The organism is Pseudonocardia oceanicola (assembly GCF_047200735.1).
GTDB lineage: Bacteria > Actinomycetota > Actinomycetes > Mycobacteriales > Pseudonocardiaceae > Pseudonocardia.
The window spans coordinates 37,326-60,836 of record NZ_JBJZON010000003.1; the positions used below are offsets into that span (position 1 = coordinate 37,326).

The 23,511-nt window shown below is 73.7% G+C and carries 25 protein-coding genes and 1 tRNA gene; 11 read left to right on the forward strand and 15 right to left on the reverse strand.

All coding sequences use genetic code 11. From position 1 onward, the window contains the following. Nucleotides 1–99: 99 nt before the first annotated feature. The 5 genes from ACL02T_RS06690 to ACL02T_RS06710 all read left to right on the forward strand — a co-directional run bounded on the left by ACL02T_RS06690 (nt 100) and on the right by ACL02T_RS06710 (nt 4,441). Nucleotides 100–1,011, forward strand: coding sequence for an AAA family ATPase (locus ACL02T_RS06690; RefSeq protein WP_412829807.1), 912 nt, complete (start codon nt 100–102; stop codon nt 1,009–1,011). Between the two features lie 62 nt (nt 1,012–1,073). Continuing rightward, a complete protein-coding gene (locus ACL02T_RS06695) occupies nt 1,074–2,000 on the forward strand; it encodes a vWA domain-containing protein (protein ID WP_412829808.1) in 927 nt (308 codons plus the stop codon). A 13-nt stretch (nt 2,001–2,013) separates the two neighbouring features. Beyond that, nucleotides 2,014–2,334 (forward strand): putative quinol monooxygenase, encoded by a 321-nt coding sequence (locus tag ACL02T_RS06700; protein ID WP_412829809.1) that lies wholly within the window; start codon nt 2,014–2,016, stop codon nt 2,332–2,334. A 2-nt stretch (nt 2,335–2,336) separates the two neighbouring features. Next, a complete protein-coding gene (locus tag ACL02T_RS06705; RefSeq protein ID WP_412829810.1) occupies nt 2,337–3,317 on the forward strand; it encodes a threonine ammonia-lyase in 981 nt (326 codons plus the stop codon). A 29-nt stretch (nt 3,318–3,346) separates the two neighbouring features. Further along, the gene (locus ACL02T_RS06710) at nt 3,347–4,441 is read left to right on the forward strand and encodes an FAD-dependent oxidoreductase (protein ID WP_412829811.1); all 1,095 of its coding nucleotides are present in this window, start codon (nt 3,347–3,349) and stop codon (nt 4,439–4,441) included. On the opposite strand, the gene ACL02T_RS06715 is transcribed toward ACL02T_RS06710, so the two are convergent. The 9 genes from ACL02T_RS06715 to ACL02T_RS06755 form a co-directional block, all read right to left on the reverse strand. Then, a complete protein-coding gene (locus tag ACL02T_RS06715) occupies nt 4,438–4,950 on the reverse strand; it encodes a DUF2127 domain-containing protein (protein WP_412829812.1) in 513 nt (170 codons plus the stop codon). The genes ACL02T_RS06710 and ACL02T_RS06715 overlap by 4 nt on opposite strands. Nucleotides 4,951–4,963: 13 nt before the next feature. Next, nucleotides 4,964–6,148: a YncE family protein gene (locus tag ACL02T_RS06720; RefSeq protein WP_412829813.1), complete on the reverse strand. Its 1,185-nt coding sequence runs from the start codon at nt 6,146–6,148 to the stop codon at nt 4,964–4,966. Nucleotides 6,149–6,174: 26 nt separating this feature from the next. Further along, nucleotides 6,175–6,942, reverse strand: coding sequence for a polysaccharide deacetylase family protein (locus tag ACL02T_RS06725; RefSeq protein ID WP_412829814.1), 768 nt, complete (start codon nt 6,940–6,942; stop codon nt 6,175–6,177). A gap of 191 nt (nt 6,943–7,133) precedes the next feature. After that, on the reverse strand, nt 7,134–8,567 hold the full coding sequence (gene gnd, locus ACL02T_RS06730; protein WP_412829815.1) for an NADP-dependent phosphogluconate dehydrogenase: 1,434 nt from the start codon (nt 8,565–8,567) through the stop codon (nt 7,134–7,136). A gap of 153 nt (nt 8,568–8,720) precedes the next feature. Further along, nucleotides 8,721–9,302, reverse strand: a complete 582-nt coding sequence (locus ACL02T_RS06735; RefSeq protein ID WP_412829816.1) for a hypothetical protein — start codon at nt 9,300–9,302, stop codon at nt 8,721–8,723. A gap of 295 nt (nt 9,303–9,597) precedes the next feature. After that, entirely contained in the window at nt 9,598–10,401 is an 804-nt protein-coding gene (locus ACL02T_RS06740) for an SCO1664 family protein (RefSeq protein WP_412829817.1), read from the reverse strand. 6 nt (nt 10,402–10,407) lie between these two features. Then, complete coding sequence (locus ACL02T_RS06745; RefSeq protein ID WP_412829818.1) at nt 10,408–10,998, reverse strand: DUF3090 domain-containing protein; 591 nt, start codon at nt 10,996–10,998, stop codon at nt 10,408–10,410. Nucleotides 10,999–11,127: 129 nt separating this feature from the next. Beyond that, nucleotides 11,128–11,859 (reverse strand): histidine phosphatase family protein, encoded by a 732-nt coding sequence (locus ACL02T_RS06750; protein ID WP_412829819.1) that lies wholly within the window; start codon nt 11,857–11,859, stop codon nt 11,128–11,130. Between the two features lie 23 nt (nt 11,860–11,882). Further along, the gene (locus ACL02T_RS06755; protein ID WP_412829820.1) at nt 11,883–12,704 is read right to left on the reverse strand and encodes an undecaprenyl-diphosphate phosphatase; all 822 of its coding nucleotides are present in this window, start codon (nt 12,702–12,704) and stop codon (nt 11,883–11,885) included. 93 nt (nt 12,705–12,797) lie between these two features. Here ACL02T_RS06755 and ACL02T_RS06760 point away from each other — a divergent pair, with 93 nt between their 5' ends. Further along, nucleotides 12,798–13,745, forward strand: coding sequence for an aldo/keto reductase (locus ACL02T_RS06760; RefSeq protein WP_412829821.1), 948 nt, complete (start codon nt 12,798–12,800; stop codon nt 13,743–13,745). Between the two features lie 111 nt (nt 13,746–13,856). Then, nucleotides 13,857–14,105, forward strand: coding sequence for a DUF5703 family protein (locus tag ACL02T_RS06765; RefSeq protein ID WP_412829822.1), 249 nt, complete (start codon nt 13,857–13,859; stop codon nt 14,103–14,105). 45 nt (nt 14,106–14,150) lie between these two features. Here ACL02T_RS06765 and ACL02T_RS06770 read toward each other — a convergent pair whose 3' ends face one another. Together ACL02T_RS06770 and ACL02T_RS06775 are read right to left on the reverse strand one after the other, a co-directional pair. Beyond that, nucleotides 14,151–14,927 (reverse strand): SDR family NAD(P)-dependent oxidoreductase, encoded by a 777-nt coding sequence (locus ACL02T_RS06770; protein WP_412829823.1) that lies wholly within the window; start codon nt 14,925–14,927, stop codon nt 14,151–14,153. 34 nt (nt 14,928–14,961) lie between these two features. Continuing rightward, nucleotides 14,962–16,278: a M20/M25/M40 family metallo-hydrolase gene (locus ACL02T_RS06775; RefSeq protein WP_412829824.1), complete on the reverse strand. Its 1,317-nt coding sequence runs from the start codon at nt 16,276–16,278 to the stop codon at nt 14,962–14,964. 107 nt (nt 16,279–16,385) lie between these two features. Between ACL02T_RS06775 and ACL02T_RS06780 the strand changes: the two genes are divergently transcribed. Then, nucleotides 16,386–16,469, forward strand: a tRNA-Leu gene (locus ACL02T_RS06780). Here the strand turns inward: ACL02T_RS06780 and ACL02T_RS06785 are convergent. From ACL02T_RS06785 to ACL02T_RS06800, 4 genes are all read right to left on the reverse strand, one after another. Further along, nucleotides 16,425–18,107, reverse strand: coding sequence for a recombinase family protein (locus ACL02T_RS06785; protein ID WP_412829972.1), 1,683 nt, complete (start codon nt 18,105–18,107; stop codon nt 16,425–16,427). The genes ACL02T_RS06780 and ACL02T_RS06785 overlap by 45 nt on opposite strands. Nucleotides 18,108–18,471: 364 nt before the next feature. Further along, nucleotides 18,472–19,581 carry a DNA cytosine methyltransferase gene (locus ACL02T_RS06790; protein WP_226363644.1) on the reverse strand — a complete coding sequence of 370 codons (1,110 nt, stop codon included), beginning with the start codon at nt 19,579–19,581 and terminating at the stop codon, nt 18,472–18,474. Continuing rightward, nucleotides 19,578–20,543, reverse strand: coding sequence for a TRM11 family SAM-dependent methyltransferase (locus ACL02T_RS06795; protein WP_225926447.1), 966 nt, complete (start codon nt 20,541–20,543; stop codon nt 19,578–19,580). The genes ACL02T_RS06790 and ACL02T_RS06795 overlap by 4 nt, the downstream gene beginning before the upstream one ends. Before the next feature lie 50 nt (nt 20,544–20,593). Next, the gene (locus ACL02T_RS06800; protein WP_218616488.1) at nt 20,594–20,947 is read right to left on the reverse strand and encodes a hypothetical protein; all 354 of its coding nucleotides are present in this window, start codon (nt 20,945–20,947) and stop codon (nt 20,594–20,596) included. Between ACL02T_RS06800 and ACL02T_RS06805 the strand changes: the two genes are divergently transcribed. From ACL02T_RS06805 to ACL02T_RS06815, 3 genes are all read left to right on the forward strand, one after another. Next, entirely contained in the window at nt 20,933–21,133 is a 201-nt protein-coding gene (locus ACL02T_RS06805; RefSeq protein WP_412829825.1) for a hypothetical protein, read from the forward strand. The two genes, ACL02T_RS06800 and ACL02T_RS06805, sit on opposite strands and share 15 nt — an antisense overlap. Nucleotides 21,134–22,014: 881 nt before the next feature. Further along, nucleotides 22,015–23,103 (forward strand): hypothetical protein, encoded by a 1,089-nt coding sequence (locus ACL02T_RS06810; RefSeq protein ID WP_344252436.1) that lies wholly within the window; start codon nt 22,015–22,017, stop codon nt 23,101–23,103. A 38-nt stretch (nt 23,104–23,141) separates the two neighbouring features. After that, nucleotides 23,142–23,477, forward strand: coding sequence for a pilin (locus tag ACL02T_RS06815; RefSeq protein ID WP_218605856.1), 336 nt, complete (start codon nt 23,142–23,144; stop codon nt 23,475–23,477). The last annotated feature ends 34 nt before the right edge of the window (nt 23,478–23,511 follow it).

Below are 23,511 nucleotides of genomic sequence, written 5' to 3' on the forward strand. Positions count from 1 at the left end.
GCCACCGCGCTGTGATCCGCACCACAGCGTCGACCCACCCACCGCCGGTCGTCCCGAGAGCCGGTTGACGAACGATCGCCAGGCCTGTCGGATGGTGATGTGAGTGCATCAACGACGAGCCCGACGGTCGACGGCGCCGCGCGGGACGCCATCGCGCAGGCCGTGGTCGGCCGCGACCGCGAGCTGACCCTCGTACTGGCGGCGGTGGCCGCGGGCCGCGACATCCTGCTCGAGGGCCCGCCCGGGACATCGAAGTCGACGATGCTGCGGGCCATCACCGAGCACTGGGACGTGCCGTTCGTGCTGGTGGAGGGCAACGCCGAGCTCACCCCCGCGCGGCTGGTCGGGCACCACAATCCCGCCCGGGTGCTGCAGGAGGACTACTCCGCGGAGAACTTCGTGCCCGGCCCGCTGGTCGAGGCCATGCAGCGCGGCGGGTTCCTCTACATCGAGGAGCTCAACCGCGCCCCCGAGGACACGCTCAACGTGCTGCTCGGCGCGATGGCCGAGCGCGCGGTCACCGTGCCCCGCGTCGGCACGATCTCCGCGGGCCCGACGTTCCGGGTGCTGGCCTCGATGAACCCGTTCGACAACGTCGGCACCGCCCGGATCTCCGACTCGGTCTACGACCGCTGGTGCCGCCTCGCCGTGGGCTACCAGTCCGCCGAGGAGGAGGGCGACATCGTCGCCCGGCGCACCGGCTGCGAGGACCGCGCCCTGATCGGCGACGGCGTGGCCCTGACCCGGGACACCCGCACCCACCCCGAGCTGCGCCGCGGCTCCTCCGTGCGGGGCGCGATCGACCTGGTCGCGATCGCGATGGAGCTGCAGCGCATCGACCCGAGCGCGGAGCACACCCGGGTCGTGCTCGACGCCGCACTGCTGGCGCTGTCCGCGCGGGTCGGGGTCGACGAGGCCTCCGACGCCACCCCGGAGCGGGTCATCACCGAGATCTGGGAGAACCATTTTTTCTCCGCCCCCGGCGGGCAGCGCCGGGCCCGCACCGCCTGAACCTGGACAACGCCGTCGCGCTGCCCACCGCCGAGCCCGGTGAGCGACGGAACCTGGCCCCGTTGCGGCGCAAGCCCAAGCGCCTCGACACCGCGCCCGAGCTGTTCTCGAAGGGCAAGGGCGCGCCCGTCGTCGCCGAGCTGAACCCGGACCGGTCCGGCGGGCAGGACGAGCTGCCGGCCGGCGGGCAGGGCGTGCTCGTGACCTCGCAGACGGCACAGCAGCGGGAGCTCGGCGAACTGCTCGAGGACACACCGCCCGATCCCGCGGTCGCGTCGATGGCCCAGGCCATCGCCCGGCGGCTCTCGGTGCGCCGGCGTCCGCGCGACGCCCGCGCCGAGCGCGGCACCGGCGCCCTGGCCTCGGCGCCCTACGCCTACCGCTCCGACGACATCGACCTGGACAAGACCATCGAGATGCTCGCCGAACGGCCCCGGCCGGAGGACACCGACATCATCGTGCGCGAGCGGATGAGCAGTCGCCGCGCCGCGGTGCTGATCGTCGACGTCTCCGGGTCGATGCGGGGGGAGAAGGTCCGCATCGCCGCGGCCACCGTCGCCGCCCTGTCCGCGGACCTGTCCGGGGCCTCGGACCAGCTCGCGCTCGTCGCCTTCTGGTCCGATGCGGCCGTGCTCAAGCCGCTCACCACCCCGGCCACGCCCTCGACGCTGCTGGACCAGCTGCTGCGGATCCCGGCCCGCGGGCTGACCAACGTCGGGTTCGGGCTCTCGGTCGCCCACGCCGAGCTCGCCCGCTCCGCCGCGCGGCGGCGCACCGCGATCCTGCTCACCGACGCCGTGCACAACGCCGGCCCCGACCCCCGGGAGCTGGCCCGCCGCTTCGGTGAGCTGCACGTCCTGCTCGAGACCGACGGCGAGCACGACCTGCCACTGGGCCGTGACCTCGCCCGCCTCGGCCACGGCACCCTGCACCCGGTGCACACCCACCGCGACGTCGCCCCCGCCCTCAACCGCATCCTCAACCGCTGAAGGAGCATCCCCGATGAGCCCCGTGATCGTCGTCGCCACCGTCTCGCCCAAGCCCGGCGAGGAGCAGGCCGTCCGCGAGGCCCTCCTCGCCGCCATCCCGAAGGTGCACGACGAGCCGGGCTGCGGGAAGTACGCCCTGCACGAGAGCACCGACGACTCGACCGACCTGGTGTTCGTCGAGCGCTGGGAGTCGGCCGAGGCGCTCGAGACCCACGGCGCCGCGCCGGCCCTCGCCGAGGCCCGTGCCGCCCTGGAGGGCCGGCTCGCCGCCCCGCTCGACGTGAAGACCTTCACGCCGATCCCCGCCGGCACCACCGAGCAGGGCACGATCTAGGAGTGACACTCAGCAGCTCCCTGATCGGCCTCCCGGAGATCACCGCTGCCGCCGAGCGCATCACCGGACACGTCGTCCGGACGCCGACGGTGGAGAGCCCGGGCCTGTCGGCGCTGCTCGGGGTGCCGGTCACGGCGAAGCTGGAGCTGCTGCAACGCACCGGGTCGTTCAAGGCGCGCGGGGCGACGGCGAAGCTGCTGTCGCTCACGCCCGAGGAGCGGGCCGCGGGCGTCGTCGCGGTGAGCGGCGGCAACCACGGCATCGCCGTCGCCGAGATGGCCGCCGCGCTCGGGATCGACGCGGCGGTCGTGATGCCGGAGTCGGCGTCGTCGCGCACGGTCGCGGCCTGCCGGGCCACCGGGTCGGACGTGCGGCTCACCCCGGACATCGCCGGGGCGTTCGTGCTGGCCGCGGAGCTGCAGGAGGCCGGCCGGACGATGGTGCACCCGTTCGACGACCCGGTGGTCGTCGCGGCGCAGGGCACCGTCGGGCTCGAGCTGGCCGAGGACGCCGGTGAGCTCACCGACGTCCTGGTCAGCATCGGGGGCGGCGGGCTGATCTCGGGCGTCGCCGCGGCGCTGCACGCCCGGCGGCCCGGCGTCCGGGTCTGGGGCGTGGAGACGACCGGCGCCGAAGCCATGTCCGCGGCGATCACCGCGGGCGGGCCCACGCCGGTCACGCTCTCGTCGATCGTCACCTCGCTGAGTGCTCCCTCGGCGTCCCGACTGACGTACGAGCACGTCACGGCCCTGGTCACGGACGTCGTCGTGGTGCCCGACGCCGAGGCCGTGCGCGGCACGCTCGACCTCGCCGCACACGCCAAACTCTGGACGGAACCGGCCGCGGGGTGCCTGGTCCCGGCCGCCCGCCGGATCCTCGACCGGGTCGGGCCGGGTGCGCGGCTCGGGCTGGTGGTGTGCGGCGGCAACGCGACCTTCGCCGACGTCCGGATCTGGACCGAGCGGTTCGCCGTGCGGGACTGATCGCCGCCGCTCGCGCGTTGTAGGCGAGCGTGGACACCCAGGTCGTGGTGATCGGCGCGGGGCAGGCCGGACTCTCCGCCGCCTGGGGGCTGCGCCGCGCCGGGCTCGAGCCCGGCGCCGGCTTCGTCGTGCTCGACGCCGACGAGGCGCCGGGCGGGGCGTGGCGGCACCGGTGGGACACCCTCCGCGTGGCCGGCGACGCCTTCTCCGCGCACCGCATCCACTCCCTCCCCGGGCTCGAGTTCGCCCCCGCAGAGCCCGACCGCCCGGCCAACCGGGTGGTGCCCGAGTACTTCGCGGCGTACGAACGGGAGTTCGACCTGCAGGTCCGGCGGCCGGTGCGGGTCGCGGCGGTGCGCTCGGTGGGCCCGGATCTCGTCGTGGAGGCGGAGCCGACCGTCGGTGTCGACGCGGACGCCCGGACCTGGACCGCGCAGGCTCTGATCAACGCCACCGGCACCTGGACCCGCCCGTTCGTCCCCACCTACCCCGGCGCCCGGGAGTTCCGCGGCCGCCAGCTGCACGCCGTGGACTTCCCCGGCCCGGAGGCGTTCGCGGGGCAGCGCGTGGTCGTGATCGGGGGCGGGACCTCGGCCGTGCAGTTCCTGCTGCAGATCGCGCCGGTCGCTGCCGCGACCACCTGGGTCACCCGCACACCGCCGCGCTGGCGCGAGGGCCCGTTCGACGACGTCGCCGGGCGCGAGGCGGTCGCGCTCGTCGAGCAGCGGGTGCGGGCGGGCCTGCCGCCGCGGCCGGTGGTGAGCGTGACCGGCCTGCCGCTGAGCCCGGCGTACCGCGAGGGGATCGAGAGCGGCGTGCTCGACCGTCGCCCGATGTTCTCCCGCATCACGCCCGTCGGCGTGGCCTGGGCGGACGGCACCACCGAGCCCGCCGACGTCCTCCTCTGGGCCACCGGCTGGCGGCCGGCGATCGGGCACCTCGCCCCGCTGCACCTGCGCTCGCCGCAGGGCGGGATCGCGCTCGACGGCACCCGCGCCGTGGCCGATCCGCGGGTGCACCTCGTCGGCTACGGGCCGTCGGCCAGCACCATCGGCGCCAACCGGGCGGGCCGGGCGGCGGCGCGCGAGATCGTGCAGCACCTGCGGACGAAGGCCGCCGCCTAGCCTGCGCGCCGCTCCCTTCGCAGCATCCGGTACTCGCGGATCACCAGCACCGTGATCGCGAGGTCGAGGACGGCGAGGAAGGGCAGCACGAGCGACCCCGTGTGGACCGCCCGGGCCACCTCGTACCCCACGAACACCAGCAGGACGGCGATCGCGACCGGGTAGGCCGGCAGCCACTTGCGCAGCAGCGCCACCACCAGCGCCAGCTTCACCACCCCGTGCAGGGCCAGGTAGAGCACGGCGAACGTGCGGTCACCGGACACGAACTCGGTGGTCCCGGCGACGAAGTGCCGGGCGAGGGTGCCGTCGGGCGGGCCGAGCAGGTCGTGGGCGAGGACCTCGGCGACGAGGCGGTGCACGGCCGCACCGGACACCGCGATCAGCACCACCGCCCCGACCAGCTCCGTCACCCCGTCGATGCCCTTGACGAGCAGCGCGATCCGGAACAACCGCTCGGTGCGGCCTGCCGCGCGGGACCCGGCGACGGTGTCCCGCTCCTCGCCGCTCACGGCATCTCGTGGGTCACCGGGTGATCCCGGTGTGCCCGAGCGAGTACCGGCCGGGCTGGGGCCACACGCACAGCCCGTGCGGGCCGTTGCCGACGTCGATCTTCCGGATCAGGCTGCCGTCGGTCGTCGAGAGGACGTAGACCTCCCGGTCGTAGCGGCCCGAGAGCCACAGCTGGCTGCCGTCCGCGGTCACGTTGCCCATGTCCGGGCTGCCGCCGCCCGGGATGTGCCAGGTCGTGATCAGCGCGCCGGTGTAGGCGTCGAGGACGCTGATCGAGCCCTCGTGCCGATTCGTGACGAACAGCCGGGTGGCGTCCCGGGAGAGGTAGAGACCGTGGGCGCCGTGCCCGGTCGGGATCTCGCGGAGGACGCGGGTGGCCGCGCCGTCGAGCACCCAGAGGCCGTTCTGGTCGTGGTCGGCGACGTAGAAGACCGAGCCGTCCGGGGCGAGCTTGATGTCCTGCGGGCCCATGTGGGTGTTGCGGGTCGGCATGTCGATCGTGCGCAGCAGAGTGCGGTTCGCGACGTCGACCACCGCCACCCGTCCGGCGAACTCGCAGGTGAACACCGCGGTGCGGCCGTCCGGGGTGAAGTCGGCGTGGTCGATGCCGGCGCAGTCCGGGATCGGCAGGTCGCCCTGCTGCGCCCAGGTGTGCGGGTCGTAGAACACGAGCCGCTTCTGCGCCTCGGCGACCGAGATCGCCGTGCTGCCGTCCGGGGTGAAGTACATGTTGTAGGGATCCTGCACCGGGATCGCCGGGCCCGGCTCCCCGGTCACCGGATCGAAGGGAACGACCTTGTTGAGGATGTCGTCCGTGGCGTAGAGCGTGCGCATGTCCCACGAGGGCACGACGTGCTGCAGCTCCCCGCCGAGCCGGTAGGTCCCGACGACGGCGAACGTGGTCGGGTCGATCACCCGGACCTCCCCCGACTTCGTGTGCGGCACGTAGACCAGGGGCTTCGCGGCCTTCGCGGCGTCCGAGAGCATGTTCGCCCCGGCATCGGCGTAGACGTCGTGCGGGTCGGTGACCGGCGGCATGCCGGGCAGAGCGTCGCCGGCCGCCGCCGGGGAGGGCCTCGGCGCGGGCGACGCGTCGGTCGCCGGTACCGAGCTCGTCCCCCCGCCGCTGCAGGCCGCGAGCAACGCCGCCGCCCCCGCCACGGCCGCCAGTGCCAGCCGTCGTCGTCCACCTGTCACGTGTCCCCCTCGGGCATCCGGATCGTTCAGCCGAACAGCCTGCTCGCCGTGACCGGGCGCAGGCCACGGGCGGTGAGGTCGTCGAGGAGCCCCGGCAGCGCGGCCAGGGTCTCCGGATGGCCCAGATGCATGCTGACGACGCTGCCCGCGGTCGCGGCGCCGGCCGCACGCCGGATCGCGGCGGGCCCGGGATCGATGAAGTCCCGCGAGTCCACGTCGTACGACAGCACGGTCGGATAGCCCGCCGCGGCGGCCAGGGCGCGCACCGCGGGCGTGGCGTGCCGGGCCTGCGAGGGCCGGAAGAACGCCCCCGGTCCGCCGGTCGCCGCCGCGATCAGGTCACGGCAGCGCTCGATCTCGGTGCGCGCGGCGGCCTCGCTCAGCCCGTCGACGTCCCGGTGCGACCAGGTGTGGTTGCCCAGCTCGTGCCCGAGGTCGGTGACGACCCGCACCGCGTCCGGGTACTGCTGCAGCCACGTCCCGACGGCCAGGACCGTCACGCCGGCGCCCCGGTCGTGCAGCGTTCCGAGGACCTGCCGGGCCAGGTCGAGGTCCCCGGCCCCGTGGAAGGTGAGCGCGACCTCCGGGCGACCGGTCGACGCGTGCTCGACCTCGCCGGTGGGCGGGCGTGCCGGTGACGTCGCCGCGGGCGCAGGGGTCGAGGATCCCTCGGTCGACGTCGGAGGGGCGGAAGGGACCGAGGGCACGCGGGAGCAGGCGGCGGCCAGCGGGAGCAGCGCGGCCGCCCGCAGCACCGCCCGCCGGGTCGCCGCGGCCTCGTCGCGCCTGGACACGACGCCAGACCCTAGTCCCTCCCGGGCTTCGGGAGGCCCCTGGTGACGGGCGGGTCGCGGCTCGACCTGACCGCAGTCGCCCGGACCGCGGCGCACCGGCGAGGACCTCGCGCCTCGATCGCACGAACGGCACTCTCGTGCGGTAGGTCTGCACGAGAGTGCCGTTCGTGCGGATCCCGGGGCCCGGGGGCTCAGTCGGTGCGGACCTCCGAGCCGTCCTGCGCCCAGCGCGTGTGGAAGGAGCCTTCCGCGTCGATCCGGCGGTAGGTGTGGGCGCCGAAGTAGTCCCGCAGGCCCTGGATGAGGTTGGCCGGACCGCGCTCCCGGCGGTAGCCGTCGTAGTAGCTCAACGACGACGAGAAGGCCGGGATCGCGACGCCCTGCTCGGTCGCCCGGGTCACCACCCGCCGCCACGCGTCCTGCGCGTTCGCGACGGCCTCGGTGAAGTACGGGACCATGAGCAGGTTGTCCAGGTCGGGATGCTCGTCGTAGGCCTCGCGGATCCGGTTGAGGAACTGCGCCCGGATGATGCAGCCGCCGCGCCAGATGGTGGCCATCTCGCCCAGCTCGAGGTCCCAGCCGTTCTCCACCGACGCCGCGCGCATCTGGGCGAAGCCCTGCGCGTACGCCACGACCTTGGACGCGTAGAGCGCCTGGCGGATGTCGTCGACCAGGCCCTCGTCCGCGCCCTTGGCCGGGGTCGGGCCGGCGAGCGTCTTCGCCGCCTCGGCCCGCTCGGTGCGCAACGCCGAGAGCCCGCGGGCGAACACGGCCTCGGTGATGCCGGTCAGCGGGATGCCGAGCTGCAGGGCGTCGATCGCCGTCCAGGTGCCGGTGCCCTTCTGGCCCGCCTGGTCGACGATGACGTCGACGAGCGGGCGGCCGGTCCGCTCGTCCGTCTTCGCCAGGACCTTGCCGGTGATCTCGATGAGGAAGGACTCGAGGTCCCCGGTGTTCCACTCCTCGAAGATCTTCCCGATCGCCGGGGCGTCGAACCCGGCGACGTGCGTGAGCAGGTCGTACGCCTCGGCGATGAGCTGGATGTCGGCGTACTCGATGCCGTTGTGCACCATCTTCACGTAGTGCCCGGCGCCGCCCGGGCCGACGTGCACGCAGCACGGGGTGTCGTCGACCTTCGCCGAGATCGCGGTGAAGATCTCCTCGACCTCCGCGTAGGCCTCCGGGTCGCCGCCGGGCATGATGCTCGGCCCGAGCAGCGCGCCCTCCTCGCCGCCGGACACGCCGACACCCATGAACCGGATGCCGTTCGCGGCGCACTCCTCGGCGCGGCGCACGGTGTCCGGGAAGTGCGAGTTGCCCGCGTCGATGATGATGTCGCCCTCGTCGAGCAACGGGGTGAGCTCGGCGATCACGGCGTCGACGGGCTTGCCCGCCTTGACCATCACGATGATCCGCCGCGGCCGCTCCAGCGCGTCGACGAAGTCCTCGACGGACTCGGTGGCGGTGAACGCGCCCTCGCTCCCGTGCTCGGCCATGAACTGCTCGGTCTTCGCGGCGGTGCGGTTGTGCACAGCGACCGGAACGCCGCGGCTCGCGATGTTCCGGGCCAGGTTGGCGCCCATCACCGCCAGCCCGGTGACGCCGATCCGGCTCTTCTCCGCCATGCGCTCGCTCCCTCGGTGTGGTGTCGCCCGTCGCTGCTCGCTGCTGCGGCCCGCGGGCGGCGGTGTGATCCGCGGCGCCCGCGTCCGGGGGCCCATCCTGCCCCCGGGGCCGGGCCGGGGCGACCCGCGACCGCCCCGGGGAGGTGTGATCCGCTACTCGGCGGGCACGTCGCCGGCCAGACCCGCGCGCCAGAGGGTGAGCACGCGGGCGGCGATGCGGTGGTGGGCGGCGAGCGCCTCGGGCGGCGGTGTGCCGAACACGGGCCCGTCAGCCCCCCAGCGGCGCACGACGTCGGCGTCCGTGCCGTGGTCGGTGTCGAGCAGCACGTGCACCAGGGTCATGTCCGGAACCAGCACGGGCAGGGCCACCCCCGTCCCGGTGACCGGCGGGTCCAGCACGGGTGAGGGGCCGGCCGGACCGGGCACGCCGGGTGGCAGCAGCCGCGCCCCCAGGTCACGCGCGCCGGCGCCGAGCACCGCGACGTCGCCGAAGTCGACCGTCAGGTACACGAGGTGCGGGCTGACGTACCGCTCCCCGGGCCGGGCCGGACGGCAGGCGGGGCCGAGCGCGGCGACCAGGTGGCGACCGCACTCCAGCGCCAGGCCCCGGGGCAGCGAGGTCCCGCGGGCGGCTCCGGCCACGGTCGCGAGCCCCGTCACCACCGAGGAGACCAGCCGGGTCCACTCCCCCGGCGCGTACGGCAGAGCGCGGCGTACGCCCGTCCCCGGATCCACGCGGCCCACCTCCTCGTCACACAGCGTGGCGAGCGCCGGGCCTGCGGGCCATACGCGGGGGTGCGTACACAACCCTGCGTAGACAACCGTGCTCCACGACCGGCTCGCCGACCCTGTGGACCGGACGGCCCCGGGGGGCGTCTGGTGGATCACCGTCGATGGGCTCGGTCATCCGGGCGGCTTCTGGCAAGGCGGAGCCGGGCCCTCATACCGGGCGTATTCGGGCCCGGCGACAACGCAGCCAGGGGTCGTCCGGGCGCCGAGACCGCGGCGGATGATCCATCAGACGCCCCCTTCAGAACGCGGGCCAGGGGATGGCGGGCCCGTAACCGGAGGGCTCGGGGAACAGCGGCACCGCCAGCACGAGGTCGACGCGGTCGGTCAGCGCCCGGATCTCGGACAGGGTCACGTGCGGGCCCAGCTCCTCGCCGAGGGTGCCGGCCAGCTCGGCGCGCAGCTTCGACAGGGCCTCGATCTCCCCGTCGCCGAGCTCCTCGCCGACCCAGCCCCACAGCACTGTCCGGAGCTTGTCCTCGACGTGCATCGTGAGCCCGTGGTCGACGCCGTAGATCCGGCCGTCGTCGCCGGCCAGCACGTGCCCGCCCTTGCGGTCGGCGTTGTTGACGACGACGTCGAACACGGCCATGGCCCGCAGTCGCGGGTCGTCGGCGTGCACCAGCACCGCGGGCGCGCCGTCGCCGCCCCGGGCCCGCAGCACGCCCCGCCAGCCCCGGGGGACCTCCTTCGGCGAGCAGATGTCGACCAGGTCCCCGGTGGTCTCCGTCTCCACCCAGGCCTGCACCATGCCCGGGCCGAACGGGCCCTCCCGGAACACCGTCGGCGGCACGACGTGCCAGCCCGCGGCCTCCGAGATCAGGTAGCTGGCGACCTCGCGGCCCGCCAGGGTGCCGTCGGGGAAGTCCCACAGCGGGCGCTCACCGCGCACCGGTTTGTAGACGCACCGCAGGGTGCAGCCGTCGGCCGTGACGGTGCCGACGAGGGTGGCGTTGGAGGCGTCGACCATCCGGCCGGTGACCTCGAGGCGTCCCCTGCGCAGGACGTCGAGCACCGCGGGATCGCGCAGGTCCGGACCGGTCAACCGCGCTTACTCGCCCGCGCCGGAGACGTCCCCGATCGGGGAGCGCTGGTGGTAGCCGTTGAGCCGCACGCACACGTGCCCCTGCGGGTCCAGCGGCTCCGCGCACAACGGGCACGGGGCGCGTCCGGCGGACACCACCTTCTCGGCCCGGTCGGCGAACTCGCGGGCCTGCATCGGGGACAGGAACACGCGCAGGGCGTCGGGCCCCTCCTCGGTGTCGTCGAGGACGACGGACTCGTCGATCTCCTCCTCCGTCACGGCGAGCAGCTCGACCACGATGGACTTCGAGTCGGCGTCCCAGCCCAGCCCCATCGTGCCGACCCGGAACTCCTCCTCCAGCGGGACGGCCAACGGGTCGGTGTCCGCGGACTCCACGTCCTGCCCGGTGTCGACCTCGGTGCCGAAGCGCCGGGCGATCTCGGCGAGCAGCGCCTCGATCCGTTCCGCGAGCACCGAGACCTGCTGCTTCTCCAGCAGGACGCTGATCGTCCGCGCGTCCTCGATGGCCTGGAGGTAGAAGGCGCGGTCGCCGGGCTCGCCGACGGTGCCCGCGACGAAGCGCTCGGGCTGGCGGAAGACGTGGATGACGCGTGACATGGCGAAACCCAGAGTAGGCCAACCCCGCGAGCGGGGCACCCCGGTGTGCCGGACCGGCTCGCCACACTCCCCGATCAGGCCCCTGTGGAGTCGGGCGCGGTGGAGTCGGGCGCGGTGGGGTCGGTTCGGTCAGGCCCCGGTCGAGCCCCCGACCACGGCGTCCGACGACGGTTCGGCTGCGGGCTCGGGGACCCCGTCCCCCTGCCCCTCCTCGCCCTCCTCGGGCGGCGGCGGGACCAGCGAGGCCACGTCACCGCCGACGTCGTTGACCCGGGCGACGAACGGCCGCGTCCTCGTGTAGGTGACCACCGACATCGAGGAGGTGTCGACGACGATCCGCTGGAAGTTGTCGAGGTGGGTGGCCAACGCGTCGGCCAGCACCGCCTTGATGACGTCGCCGTGGCTGCAGGCGACCCAGATGGCGTTCGGCCCGTGCGCCGCCGCGATCCGCCGCTCGTGGTGCCGGACCGCGGCGACCGCGCGGGCCTGCATCCCGGCGAGGCCCTCCCCGCCGGGGAACACCGCAGCCGACGGGTGGGCCTGGACGACCTTCCAGAGGTCCTCCTTGGCGAGCTCGGAGAGCGTGCCTCCGGTCCAGTCGCCGTAGTCGACCTCGGCCAGGTCCTCCTCGACGACCGGTTCCAGCCCGCGGACCTCGGCGAGGGGCGTCACCGTCTGCCGGCAGCGCAGCATCGGGGACGTGACGATCTCGGCGAGCGGGAGCGGCGCCAGCCGGTCGACCACCGCCGCCGCCTGCTCGCGGCCCTTGTCGTCCAGCTCGACGCCGGGCGTCCGCCCGGCGAGCACGCCGGAGGTGTTGGACGTCGACCGGCCGTGCCGGAGCAGGATGAGCGTGGTCACGACCGCCGAGCCTACGTGCCGGGTCAGGTTGCGGACACGGCGCCGATGGCGAGCGCCGCCATCAGCGCCACGCCGAGGGCGATGCGGTACGCGACGAACACGTAGACGCTGTTCTTCTCGACGAACCTCAGCAGCCACGCGATCACGGCGTAGCCGACCACCCCCGCGATCAGCACGGCCACGACCATCTGGCCGGGGCCAGGCCCGTCGCCCGCGAGCACGTCCGGCAGCGTGAACAGGCCCGACGCGAACACCGCGGGGATGGCGAGCAGGAACGAGAAGCGGACCGCGGCGGCCCGTTCCAGGCCGAGGAACAGCCCGACCGTGATGGTGCCGCCGGATCGGGACACGCCCGGGACCAGGGCCATCGCCTGCGCGAAGCCGAGGATGATGCCGTCGCGCAGGGTCAGCCTGTCCAGCGGACGGTCCTGCCGGCCGTAGCGCTCGGCGAGGCCCAGCAGGATGCCGAACACGACCAGGGTGGTCGCGATCAGCCACAGGTTGCGCGCGACCGTCTCGATCTGGTCCTTGAACAGCACGCCGAGCACGCCGATCGGGATGCTCCCGAGGATGACCATCCAGGCCATCCGGTAGTCCTGGCTCGCCCGGACCTCGGGGTCGCGGAGCCCGCGGAACCACGTCGCCACGAGGTTGCCGATGTCCTTGGCGAAGTAGATCAGCACGGCCAGCTCGGTGCCGATCTGGGTCACCGCGGTGAACGCGGCGCCCGGGTCGTGGCCGAAGAACAGCCCCGAGACGATCCGGAGGTGGCCCGACGAGGAGATCGGCAGGAACTCGGTGAGCCCCTGGACCAGGCCGAGCACCACGACCTCGAGCCAGCTCATCGGATGTCGTCCCGGATGGCGGTCACGGGGCGTCACCGTAGCGAGCCCGGGGCCGCACGCCGCGGGCCCACCCCCGGATGGCAGTCTCGACCGGTGCTGCACAGGAGGGTCGGGGGGTCGGGCCTGCAGGTGTCCCGGATCGGTCTGGGCACGATGACCTGGGGCGAGGACACGGACGCCGAGGGGGCGGGCGAGCAGCTCCTCGCCTTCGTCGAGGGCGGTGGCACGCTCGTCGAGACCGCCGACGTCTACGGCGACGGCACCGCCCAGGAGGTCCTCGGCGTACACCTCGAGTCCGGCCTGGTCGACCGGGACGACCTCGTGATCGCCGCCCGCGGCGCCCCGCCCGGCGGAGCCCTGGGCCGGCAGGCCGCGCGCGGAGCCCTGCTCCAGGGCCTCGACGCCACCCTGCGCCGGCTGCGCACCGACCGGCTCGACCTGTGGCAGCTGCCCGGCTGGGACCCGCAGGTCCCGCTGGAGGAGACGCTGTCGGCGGTGCAGGTCGCGGTGCTGAGCGGGAAGGTCCGCTATGCCGGGCTGGTCGCGCCGGCGGGCTGGCAGCTCGCCACCGTCGCGGAGCGGGCCCGTGCCCTCGGCAACGTGGTGGTCCCGGTGTCGGCGCAGGCGGAGTACTCGCTGCTGCACCGCGCCCCCGAGGCCGAGCTGCTGCCGGCGGCCCGGCACCACGGCCTGGGTCTGCTCGCCTGGGCCCCGCTCGGGCGCGGGGTGCTGACCGGCAAGTACACCGACGGCACGCCCGCGGACTCGCGTGCCACCTCCCCGGTGCTGGCGGCCTACGTCGAGGCGCGGCGCAACGAGCGCAGCGCCCGGATCGTGCAGTCCGTCCTCACCGCCGCGGACGGGCTGGGGACGTCGCCGCTGGCCGTCGCGCTGGCCTGGGTGCGGGACCGGCCCGGCGTGGCGGCCGCGGTGGTGGGGGCGCGCGACGCCGCGCAGCTCTCCGCGTCGCTGGCCACCGAGGCGGTGTCGCTCCCGCCGGAGATCAGGGCCGCGCTCGACGACGTCAGCGTCGCGCCCTGACGGTTCCGGCGTCGGTCGCCGAGAACCCTGGCACGGGCCCGCGACACCCTCGTATGGTGGGCGCGTAACCCCTGGTTCACCGGGGGTCGCGAGCACGGCAGGAGGTGACCGGTGGCAGGTACCGGTGCGGTGGAGGCAGTCGACACCGACGGGAATCCCCACGTGGAGGGGGACTGGGAGTACCGCCCCCTCCGGATCGACGGCGACGTGCCCCGGCTGACGGCCGCGGTGCGCCTCGCGATCCAGGCCGAGTACGCGGGCTGGGAGCTGTCCCGGGTCCGCCTCTACCCCGGCGGGGTGCGCAAGGTCTGGCTGCGCCGCCGGCGCACCGGGCAGATGTTGCCGGAGCTGTCGTACTGATCGTCGGTCGACCTCGCCCGAACCGGGGCCGGCCTCCGCAGTCCTTCAGCCCCGGCCGGTCTCCCAGTCCACCGGTGGCGGGGCGCCGGCGCCCTTCGGCCCGGGCACGCCGCGGAAGCCGTAGGGCGCGGGCTCGCGTCCGGGCTGGACGAACCAGCACTCGCCCGGCTCCCCACGCTCCAGGACGGCCTCGACCGCCGCGGCCACGTCCTCGGCCGTGAGCAGCGGGAAGTCGCCGAACTGCGGCTTGGCCCGGGCGATCAGCGGCGTGTCGGCGAAGCCGGGGCACACGGCGTTGACGACGATGCCCTCGGGTGCCAGCACCGGGGCGGCCGAGCGGACGTAGCCGACGACGGCGTGCTTGGAGGCCGTGTACAGGGCGTCGCCCGGCATCGGGACCAGGCCGGCGAGCGAGGCGGTGGCCACGATCCGCCCGCCACCGGCCCGCCGCAGCGCGGGGACCGCGGCGGCCAGTCCGAACACCACGTGGTCGAGGTTCACGCCCATGATCGCCCGGTAGCCGGCCAGGTCGAGGTCCGCGATCCCGGACTGGCCCGAGGTCGTGCCCGCGTTGAGCAGCACCACGTCGAGGTGCCCCCGCACCTGCTCCGCCGCGGCGACCAGCGCCGCGACGGCCTCGGGGTCGGTGACGTCCGCGATCCGCGCCGTGCCGCCGATCTCGCCGGCGACCAGCTCGGCGGCGTCGCCGTCCCGGTCCGCCACGACCACGTGCGCGCCCGCCGCGGCCAGGCGCCGGGAGGCGGCCGCGCCGATGCCCGATCCCCCGCCGGTGACGAGGGCGACCTTGTCGGTGAGGTCCATCAGCCGCTCCGCAGGCTCTCTCGCATGATCATGCTCACGCCGTCCGGAGGAAGCGTTCGAGCACCGTGGCGCCGAACTTCAGAGCGTCGACCGGCACCCGCTCGTCGATCCCGTGGAAGAGCGAGGCGAAGTCGAGGTCCGGGGGCAGCCGCAGGGGCGCGAACCCGAAGCAGCGCATGCCCAGGTCGGTGAAGGCCTTCGCGTCCGTGCCGCCGGAGAGCATGTAGGGCACCGTCCGCGCCTCCGGGTCCTCCGTACGCAGCGCCGCGGCCATCGCGTCGACCAACGCGCCGGAGAACTCGGTCTCCAGCGCGGGGAGGTCCTGGATCCACTCGCGCTCGACGTCCGGCCCCAGGAGCTCGTCGACCTCCCGCAGGAAGGCGTCGCGGCGGCCCGGCAGGACCCGGCAGTCGACCGTCGCCTCGGCCGTCGACGGGATCACGTTGGCCTTGTAGCCGGCGCTGAGCATCGTGGGGTTCGCCGTGTCGCGGACCGTGGCACCGACCATCCGGGCCACCGGGCCGAGCTTGGCGAAGGCGCCCTCGATGTCCTCGTCGGGGAACTCCATGCCGGTCAGCTCGCGGATCTGCTCGGCGAAGGCACGCACGGTGTCCGTCATGACCAGCGGGAAGCGGTGGTTGCCCAGCCGGGCGACGGCCTCGGCGAGCACCGTCACGGCGTTGTCGTCGTGCAGGAAGGAGCCGTGGCCGGGCTTGCCCCTGGCGCGCAGGCGCATCCAGGCCATGCCCTTCTCGGCCGACTCGATGAGGTAGACCCGCCGGTCCTGGCCGAGGGTGAGCGAGAACCCGCCGACCTCGCCGACGGCCTCGGTGCAGCCCTCGAACAGGTCCGGCCGGTTCCTCGCCAGCCAGTGCGACCCGTACGAGCCGCCGGCCTCCTCGTCCGCCAGGAAGGCGAACACGATGTCCCGGGGCGGGACGAAGCCCTCCCGCGTGAACTGCCGCGCGACGGCGATGGTCATCGCGACCATGTCCTTCATGTCGACCGCGCCGCGGCCCCACACGTAGCCGTCCTGCACCGCGCCGGAGAACGGGTGCACCGACCACTCGCTCGGCTCGGCGGGCACGACGTCCAGGTGCCCGTGCACCAGCAGCGCGCCGCGCTCGGGGTCCGCCCCCGGCAACCGGCAGAACACGTTCGTGCGGCGGGGCGCCCCGGAGTCGAGCACCTCGACCTCGAGGCCGACCTCGGTGAGCTTCCCGGCGACGTACTCCGCCGCCTCCTTCTCCCCCGTGACGGTGTCCGGGTCCCCGGTGTTGGACGTGTCGATGCGGATGAGGTCCGAGCAGAGCTCGACCACCTCGTCCACCGCGCTGAGCGGGCCGGTCATGTCGATGTTCCTACCATCTCGGGCCCGCACCCCTGCCCCTGCACAGTGCCCGGAAGGCCTCCGCTATGCTTCACCCGTCGCACCGGGCAGGGCCCGGAGCGGTGCAGGTCCGAGTGGCGGAATGGCAGACGCGCTAGCTTGAGGTGCTAGTCCCCGAGTAGGGGGTGGGGGTTCAAGTCCCCCCTCGGACACTCACCATAACCCCACGGTTGTGCGCCCACGTGAACGTCGGCGCGCACCGTGCGCTCCTCCGGCCGGTAGGTCAGCCGGAGCCCGAGCTGGCGGTACACAGCAGCCTTGTCGGCAGTGTCCGCGGCTACTAGGACGTCGTGCACGTTCTGCAGGGCGTCGACGACGGCGCGGATCTCGTCCCGGCTCATCCGGGGTCTCGTGACCGGCGCGCGGACCGCGCCCAGGGCCGCGGCCCGTTCGGACTGCACCTGTGCCGTCCAGCCCGCGACGAGCGCCGGATCCGTGCCCGCCTCCAGCGCCGCCCGATACCGTGCCAGCTTCGTGTCGCACTCCTGGACCACCTGTTCCGCGCGTGCGGCGGCCGGGTCGACCGGGTCGTCAACCTGCGCCTCCCACATGGCCGCCACGGTCCGGTCCAGCTCCGCCGGGGCGAACAACCCCGCCAACCAGCCGTCGAGCACCGGCAGGACGTCGTGCTCGGCGATGTAGACGTTCGACGGGTGCTCCACCCTGTTGGCCAGCCCGTACTCCCGCGGGTACCGGCAGCGGTAGTACGGCCGCTCGTGGTTCCACTGCCCCTGCATCTTCCGTTCGCACACCCCGCAGTGCACCAACCCGCGCAGGACGTAATCCCGCCGCACCCGCGTCCGGGTCCGCGACCTGCCTCGACCGTGCCCGGTCATCAGCGCCTGGGCCCGCTCGAACGACTCGACGTCGACCAGCGGCTCGTGGACCACGTCGGTGGACCACACCCAGTCGTCGCGGTCGTTCCACCGAAGCTTGGTCTCGTGACCGAGCGCGACATCCTCGACGTCGAGCAGGACCTCGTCCTTGCGCTGCTTGTTCCACACCTGCCGACCCGTGTAGCGGGGGTTGGTCAGGATCACCCGGATCGCCCCCTTGGACCAGGCGACACCGGTCCTGTGGCGGTTGCGGGCGCGGTCGTACGCCGACGGGGACAGGACCCCGTCACCGGTGAGCCCCTCGGCTATCGCGAAGATGCCCAGGCCTCCGAGGTACTCGGAGAAGATGCGCTTCACGATCGGGCCCGCCAGCGGATCGGGCTCCAGCACGTGCAGGCGGCGCCCGTCGGCGGCCTTCGCAGGGTTCGCGTGCGGACCGGCGTCGAGGAGGCGGTACCCGTAGGGCGGGCGGCCGCCGAGGAAGCGGCCCTCGACCTGGGCTTGGGCGGCCATCGCGGTCCGGACCCGGATCCTGATCCGGGTCCGCTCCCCCTTGGACATGCCACCGAACACCGACATGATCAGGTCGTGGGCCTCGGACTCCGGATCGACCGCCCCGCCGACCTCGGGAACCCAGAGGCTCACGCCGTAGTGCGCAAGCACCGGGAAGGTCAGGCTGTACTGGTTGCCGTAGAAGGCGCGCTGGGGCTCGCCGACGACCACCGCGTCGAAGTCCCGATCGGGACGCTTCAGGGCCACCAAGAGGGCCGAGGCCTGTGGCCGCCGCTTCCAGGGAATCGACCGCGACTGCCCGATGTCGAAGTACTCCGCCACGATGGCGCCGTGACGGTCGGCGAGCGCCCGCGCACGGCTCATCTGCCAGTTGCGCGACGCTTCCGGATCCTGCTGATCCTCGGTCGAGACCCGGCCGTAGAACGCGAACCTGATCGTCACGCCGCCTCCCGATCCACCACGTCGCGCTCGTCGGTCCGCGTTGCGGCCAGCACTATTCGTAGCAGCCCGCGAGCCGCCGCCTGTGTCAGGAGCGGCGCCTCATTCGGGACCACAACGCGAACCCACGCACCAGCACCGTGGCCGTCAGGCGTCGCTGCGGCCAGGTTTCCGGACTCGTAGCGGTTGCGCCGTTGCGGTAGACGGCCATCCGTCCGGTCGTCACATTCGGCGTCGAACCTCGTTCCGTCTCCTGGGGGATCCGAAACAGGCGGGTTGGAGTCGATACGGCGCTCCACAGCGTGGTCATGTTGCTCCCGGAGCCTGCGCGCACCGCCGCGGGGCTCGACGGGGCCGTTGGTCACGATCACGCCACCCCCCGCCCGATCAGGCCGTGCCCTGACCGGGCGGCGGCACGTACGTCCCATCCAGCACCCTTGCGGCTCGAAGCGCCAGCGTGCACTTCGGCAGCCGAGCTGATCGACGTCGCCTCCCGCAGCAGGAGGGCGACGGCGTGCGCCGCCTGGGCCGGAACCACGCCGTTGCCGAGCAGACGCAGCTGCGCGGTACGCGAGATGGCAAGCCCGGTGACCCACCCGACCGGCAGGCCCATCAGGAACTCGACGAACTCCGGGGCCAGGACCGGTTGCCCACGCCTGCCGGCCAGCAGCGGCCGCGGGGCACGCCGACCGAGCGCCCGCTCCCACCGGGCAAGCGCGGCACCGTGCACTCCCCACCGGAAGTCGGCTGTGCCGCACCGCGCACTTTCCTTCCCGATCATTCGCTCAGCTGGTAGTCCTGCGCATCCGCCAGATCGAGGATCAGATCCAGTAGGGAGGGCCCACCGGTTCTGCTCGACGCGCTCCGGCCGTTTGATGTGCCGTCGTGCGCGGTCGGCGTCGGCAGCAAGCTCAGCAGGGCCCTCGGAACGCGGCCAGGCGAGCAGGAACACCCGCTCGCGCCGGTGCGGCGCCCCGACGTCGTCGGCGCAGACGCTGCGCCACGACGAGTCGTACCCTGTCGCGGCCAGGTCGCCGAGTACTCGGCCGAGGCCGCCGCCCCGCCATCGGAGGGCGGCGACGTTCTCCACGACCAGCAGCCGGGGTCGAACCACGCGAACCACACCCAGCACGTCCCACAGTCCACTCCGGTCCCCGTTCTCGACACCGGCTCTGCAGCCGGCTGCGGAAATGTCCTGACAGGGAAAACCCGTCGTCAGCACCTCGACCCGGCACAGCCGGGTCCAGTCGAGCGCTCGTATGTCACCGAGGTTCGGGACGTCCGCGAAACGGGCGCTCAGGACCTTGACGGCCTGCGAGTCGATGTCCGAGCACCAGCTCAGCTGGCAGCCGGACAACGCCGCCATGACCCCGAGCTCGAGTCCGCCGACCCCCGAGCACAGCGATCCGATCGTGATCGGCCGCGTCAAAGCCTCGAACGCCGTGCCGCGGTGGCGTGGCGTGGCGTGGCCGGTCACGCGGCTTCGAGGAGCGCTGAAGCGCGATCGGCCCGCTGCTCCGGGCCCGTGTGCCTCCTGCCGGACTCCGCGCGGAACACCTGGACGTCCTCGTGAGCGATCAGGTGGAGGGGGAGACCGGCTTCGCGCTGCTTGCGGATGAAGTCGCGCTGGAAGAACGAGCCTCGGGCGACGAGGCCGTCGTCGGCGACGCGACCCAGCAGGGCGACGCAGCGTTCGACGGGGACGAGGCCGGCGCGGGTGCCGCAGGCGAGGATCTGGGAGGGCAGGTCGATCAGCTCCGCGTGCTCGCGCCACGGCCGGACGGTGATCGCGACGTGCGCGCCCGGGCGGAGAACCGCCGCGAGGGCGGCGAGGATGCGCTGGAACCCGGCCAGGAGGCGGTGGTGGCCGATGTTGGCGAGGTTCCCGCGGTCGAGCAGGTTGCCGTAGAGGTGGTGGTACTTCTGCACACCGCCGCCGGGGATGACAGACACCTGCCCGTGGGTGGAGGGCCCGTAGGGCGGGGAGGTGACCACAAGCGCGGCCTGCCCCACGAGGTCCGGCGGCAGGAGCGTGGTCAGCTGGCGGGCGTCGCCGTGGAGCACCTGAGAGCCGTCGAGGACTGCCGGGTCTACGCCGTCGTGGTCGCGGGCGAGGTCGAGGTTGGCGCGGGCGACGTCGACCCAGTGCGGCTCGTACTCGACGCCGACGGCGCGGCGGCCGAGGTGGACGGCCTCGACGAGGGTGGTGCCGATCCCGCACATCGGGTCCAGGACGAGGTCCCCGGGGCGGGTGTAGTGGGCGATGGCGTGGGCGGCGACGGCGGGCAGCATCTTCGCCGGGTGCGCGGTCGAGTCCGGGGTGTAGCGGTCGCGGCGCTGGCTCGCGGGGGGATGCTGCGCGGTGGTCCATACCGACAGCGGCAGTTCCTCGATGTCGAGGTCGACCGGGAGCCGTTCGGGGTGGGCGGTGTCGGGCATCGCGTTGCCTTCCGGGTCGACGGACATGGGGTGGCCAGCGGACGTGTGGATCACTGCCGTGCTGAACGGGCGGAGGCGGGGCGGGCGCCGTCGTCGTGGGGCTGGGCGAAGACTAGGACGTCGCTGTGCACGCGCCGGTGCGCCGCGGGCGTCCGGCCGTCCGCCCGGTGGGCGGGATGCGGGCGCAGCCGGGCGGGTGGGAGGTGCACGGCGACGACGTGCTGGAGGTAGAGCAGGTCGGCGTTCTGCCCTGCGGTCACCATCGGGCCGCTCGGGTCGACGAGGACGCCGTCGCTGCGGTCACAGTGGGTGAGTACGGCGAGGACCCCGCCGAGCCGGAGTGTTCGGGCGGCGAGCCGGGCGACAGTGTCGGCGTGCTCGGCCGCGTCGTGTCTAGCAGGCATCACAGTGACCAGCAGATCGACCCGGTCGTCCGCGACGTCGGGCCGGGGAGGACCGGCATCGTTCCCAGCGGCGCCGTCGGGGAGATCTCCGGTATGCGGGCGGCGGCCGAGTTCGGCAACCGCTGCCACCACGCCGAGTGGAACCGGTTCTCCGAGTCCGTCTCGTGCGGCGGCGGGCCAGGGTAGGAGCAGGACGGTGGCGTCGGGTTCTGTGAACGAGGTGACGGCGCGGGCGAGCACGGGCAGCGGCCAGACCACGCCCGCCGGCTCGGTCTCCGGCGCCCCTCCCCGCCCCGACAGGCAGGGAGGGTCGGTGATAACGGGGCCCGCCTCGTGCCGGGTCGGGGTGAACCAGATGGTGGACGGGGTCGGGTGGTTGCCGCGCCGGGTGTGACGGCGCGCGGAGTTCGCCGGGCTCCGCCGCGTGCGGGTCGGCGCGGTCGGGTAGGGCCGGAAGTCCACGACCGTTCGGGCTCGGCGTGCCTGGCTCGACACGGCGGCGCCGGGGGTATCGGGCTTCTGTTCGTCGCGGGCTGGGTAATCGTCGGACGGCACAGGGACGCTCCTGAGGTCGGGGGCGGGCCGCGCTCCGGGCGCAGCCGAGGACGCCCCTGAACTCCGTCTTCGAGGCCCGGCGGGGACATGCCGGCATTCGCCGCCAGTACCCCTTGAATCGCGCAGCCCGCCCCACTCGCCGTGCCCGTCGCGACACCCGGCGGCGACCGGGCGGAAAGCGCGCAGAGCGCGGACGGGCTGAATTAGGTGGCTGGCGCGCGCGGCATGTCGCGCGGCCGAACGACCGGGTACCAAACGGGTACCGGACGCTTACCGATGAGGTACCGAGCGGGTACGGCGAGAGGTTCACGCAGCTCAAAGCATGATCGTTGGAGGCGATCGCCGGACCAGACCACGCGCTTCGAGCCCCGAACCTCATGCGGTCCAGGCCGTCCAAGTGATCGACGGTAAGCGTTTCGTACCTCTCCGGTATGCGATCGGGAACGGTTCGGTACCACCTGCTGTGGCGTCCTTTCCTCGCTGATTCACCGAGCGAGGCGAGGAGCCGACCGATGCAGGACAGGAACACGATTCCGAGGGCCGCTTTCGGCCCGACCGACATGCCGCTCGACGCCGCGCGCTCGGCGTTCGGGTGGCTGGTCACCGGGCCCGAGCCGCTGTCGGTGGACGGGCGCGAGTTCGCCGGGTTGCCCGACCGGGCGGTGCCGCTCGACGAGGTGCGGTACCGGCTGTTGCGCCGCCGCTGCCCACAGCCGGTGCGCGACGCGGTGTGGGCCCACCTCGTCGTGCGGTCCCGGGCAGCGCAGACGGAGGCGGGGGCCGGGGCGTGGACGGTCGGGTGCGTCGGGGTCGCGCTGCCCGCGCTCACCGGCATCGCCGCGAGGCTCACCTCCCGCTTCGTGGGCGACCCGCGCGACATCCACGCCGCGGTCCTGGCCGGGTTCCTGGCCGAGCTGCCGGTGATCGATCTGGCCCGGCCGCGGATCATGCTGCGGCTGCGGTGGGCCGCCTACCGCGCCGGGCACACCTGCCTACGGGAGTCCCTCGACGCGCCCACCCCGTCCGCGCGGGCGTTCCATTCCGCCGCCCCACCCGCACCGGCCGGGCACCCGGATCTGGTGATGGCCCGGGCGGTCACCGCGGGCGTCATCACGCCGGTCGAGGCCGAACTGATCGGCAGCACCCGGCTGGAGGAGGTGTCGCTGGCTGAGGCCGCCACCCGGCGCGGCACCGGATACGAGGCCGCGAAGAAGGCCCGCCAGCGCGCCGAGCACCGGCTCGTCGCGTTCGTCCGCGAGCGCCAGGCCGAGCCCGACGACGACCAGCTCGACCTCGACGCGATGACCGCCACCGACTCCCGTCGGACACGCAGGGTGACCGTCGAGGTGGTGTCGGGAACGCACCGGCGCCGCGTGCGCCGCCGGATGTCCCCGGACGCACAGCACGGCGGAGTTCAGGTGCGCGGACGGGACCAGCCCGTCCACGGCCGGGTTCCCCACCGCCCGGCGTCCGGCGACGACGCCCGCCGCGACCGACCGCAACAGCCGGTCGGCGGGCCCGAGGGCAGCACGAGCTCTGGGCCGGTCGAGACGCCGGGCCGCACCCCGCGACCGAGCACGGAGGAACCGCGATGCGCGTGAACCGACACACCAGCCCTCCTCACGGCGGAGGGCACCGCGTGCGTCGTCTGCTGGTGGTCGGCGCCCTCGTCGCCGTAAGCCTGCTCACGACAGTCGCCGCAGCGAACGCGGCCGAGGCCGGGGTGCTGGTGCTGGCTCAGGCCGAGTCGGTCGAGCAGGTGCTGGAGAACGTGCGCGGCTGGGTCGTCGGGATCCTGGCGTTGCTGGCCACGGTGTTCCTGACCATCGGTGGGGTCCGCTACATCCTGGGCAGCGGCGATCCTGGGGAGATCGAGAAGGCCAAGGTCGCCTTCCGCAGCGCGTGCGTCGGTTACGCCCTGGCGATCCTCGCACCACTGGTCGTCACGGTGCTGCAGGGCATCGTCGGAGCCTGACCGATGCCCCTCCCGACCTCACCGACCACACCCT

Coding starts and splice junctions, on each gene's coding strand:
- ACL02T_RS06700 (WP_412829809.1), top strand. CDS start 2,014: ATGAGCCCCGTGATCGTCGTCGCCACCGTCTCGCCCAAGCCCGGCGAG.
- gnd (WP_412829815.1), bottom strand. CDS start 8,567: ATGGCGGAGAAGAGCCGGATCGGCGTCACCGGGCTGGCGGTGATGGGC.
- ACL02T_RS06745 (WP_412829818.1), bottom strand. CDS start 10,998: ATGTCACGCGTCATCCACGTCTTCCGCCAGCCCGAGCGCTTCGTCGCG.
- ACL02T_RS06755 (WP_412829820.1), bottom strand. CDS start 12,704: ATGAGCTGGCTCGAGGTCGTGGTGCTCGGCCTGGTCCAGGGGCTCACC.
- ACL02T_RS06770 (WP_412829823.1), bottom strand. CDS start 14,927: ATGGACCTCACCGACAAGGTCGCCCTCGTCACCGGCGGGGGATCGGGC.
- ACL02T_RS06775 (WP_412829824.1), bottom strand. CDS start 16,278: ATGACCGGCCCGCTCAGCGCGGTGGACGAGGTGGTCGAGCTCTGCTCG.
- ACL02T_RS06795 (WP_225926447.1), bottom strand. CDS start 20,543: ATGCCCGACACCGCCCACCCCGAACGGCTCCCGGTCGACCTCGACATC.
- ACL02T_RS06800 (WP_218616488.1), bottom strand. CDS start 20,947: ATGCCTGCTAGACACGACGCGGCCGAGCACGCCGACACTGTCGCCCGG.
- ACL02T_RS06810 (WP_344252436.1), top strand. CDS start 22,015: ATGCAGGACAGGAACACGATTCCGAGGGCCGCTTTCGGCCCGACCGAC.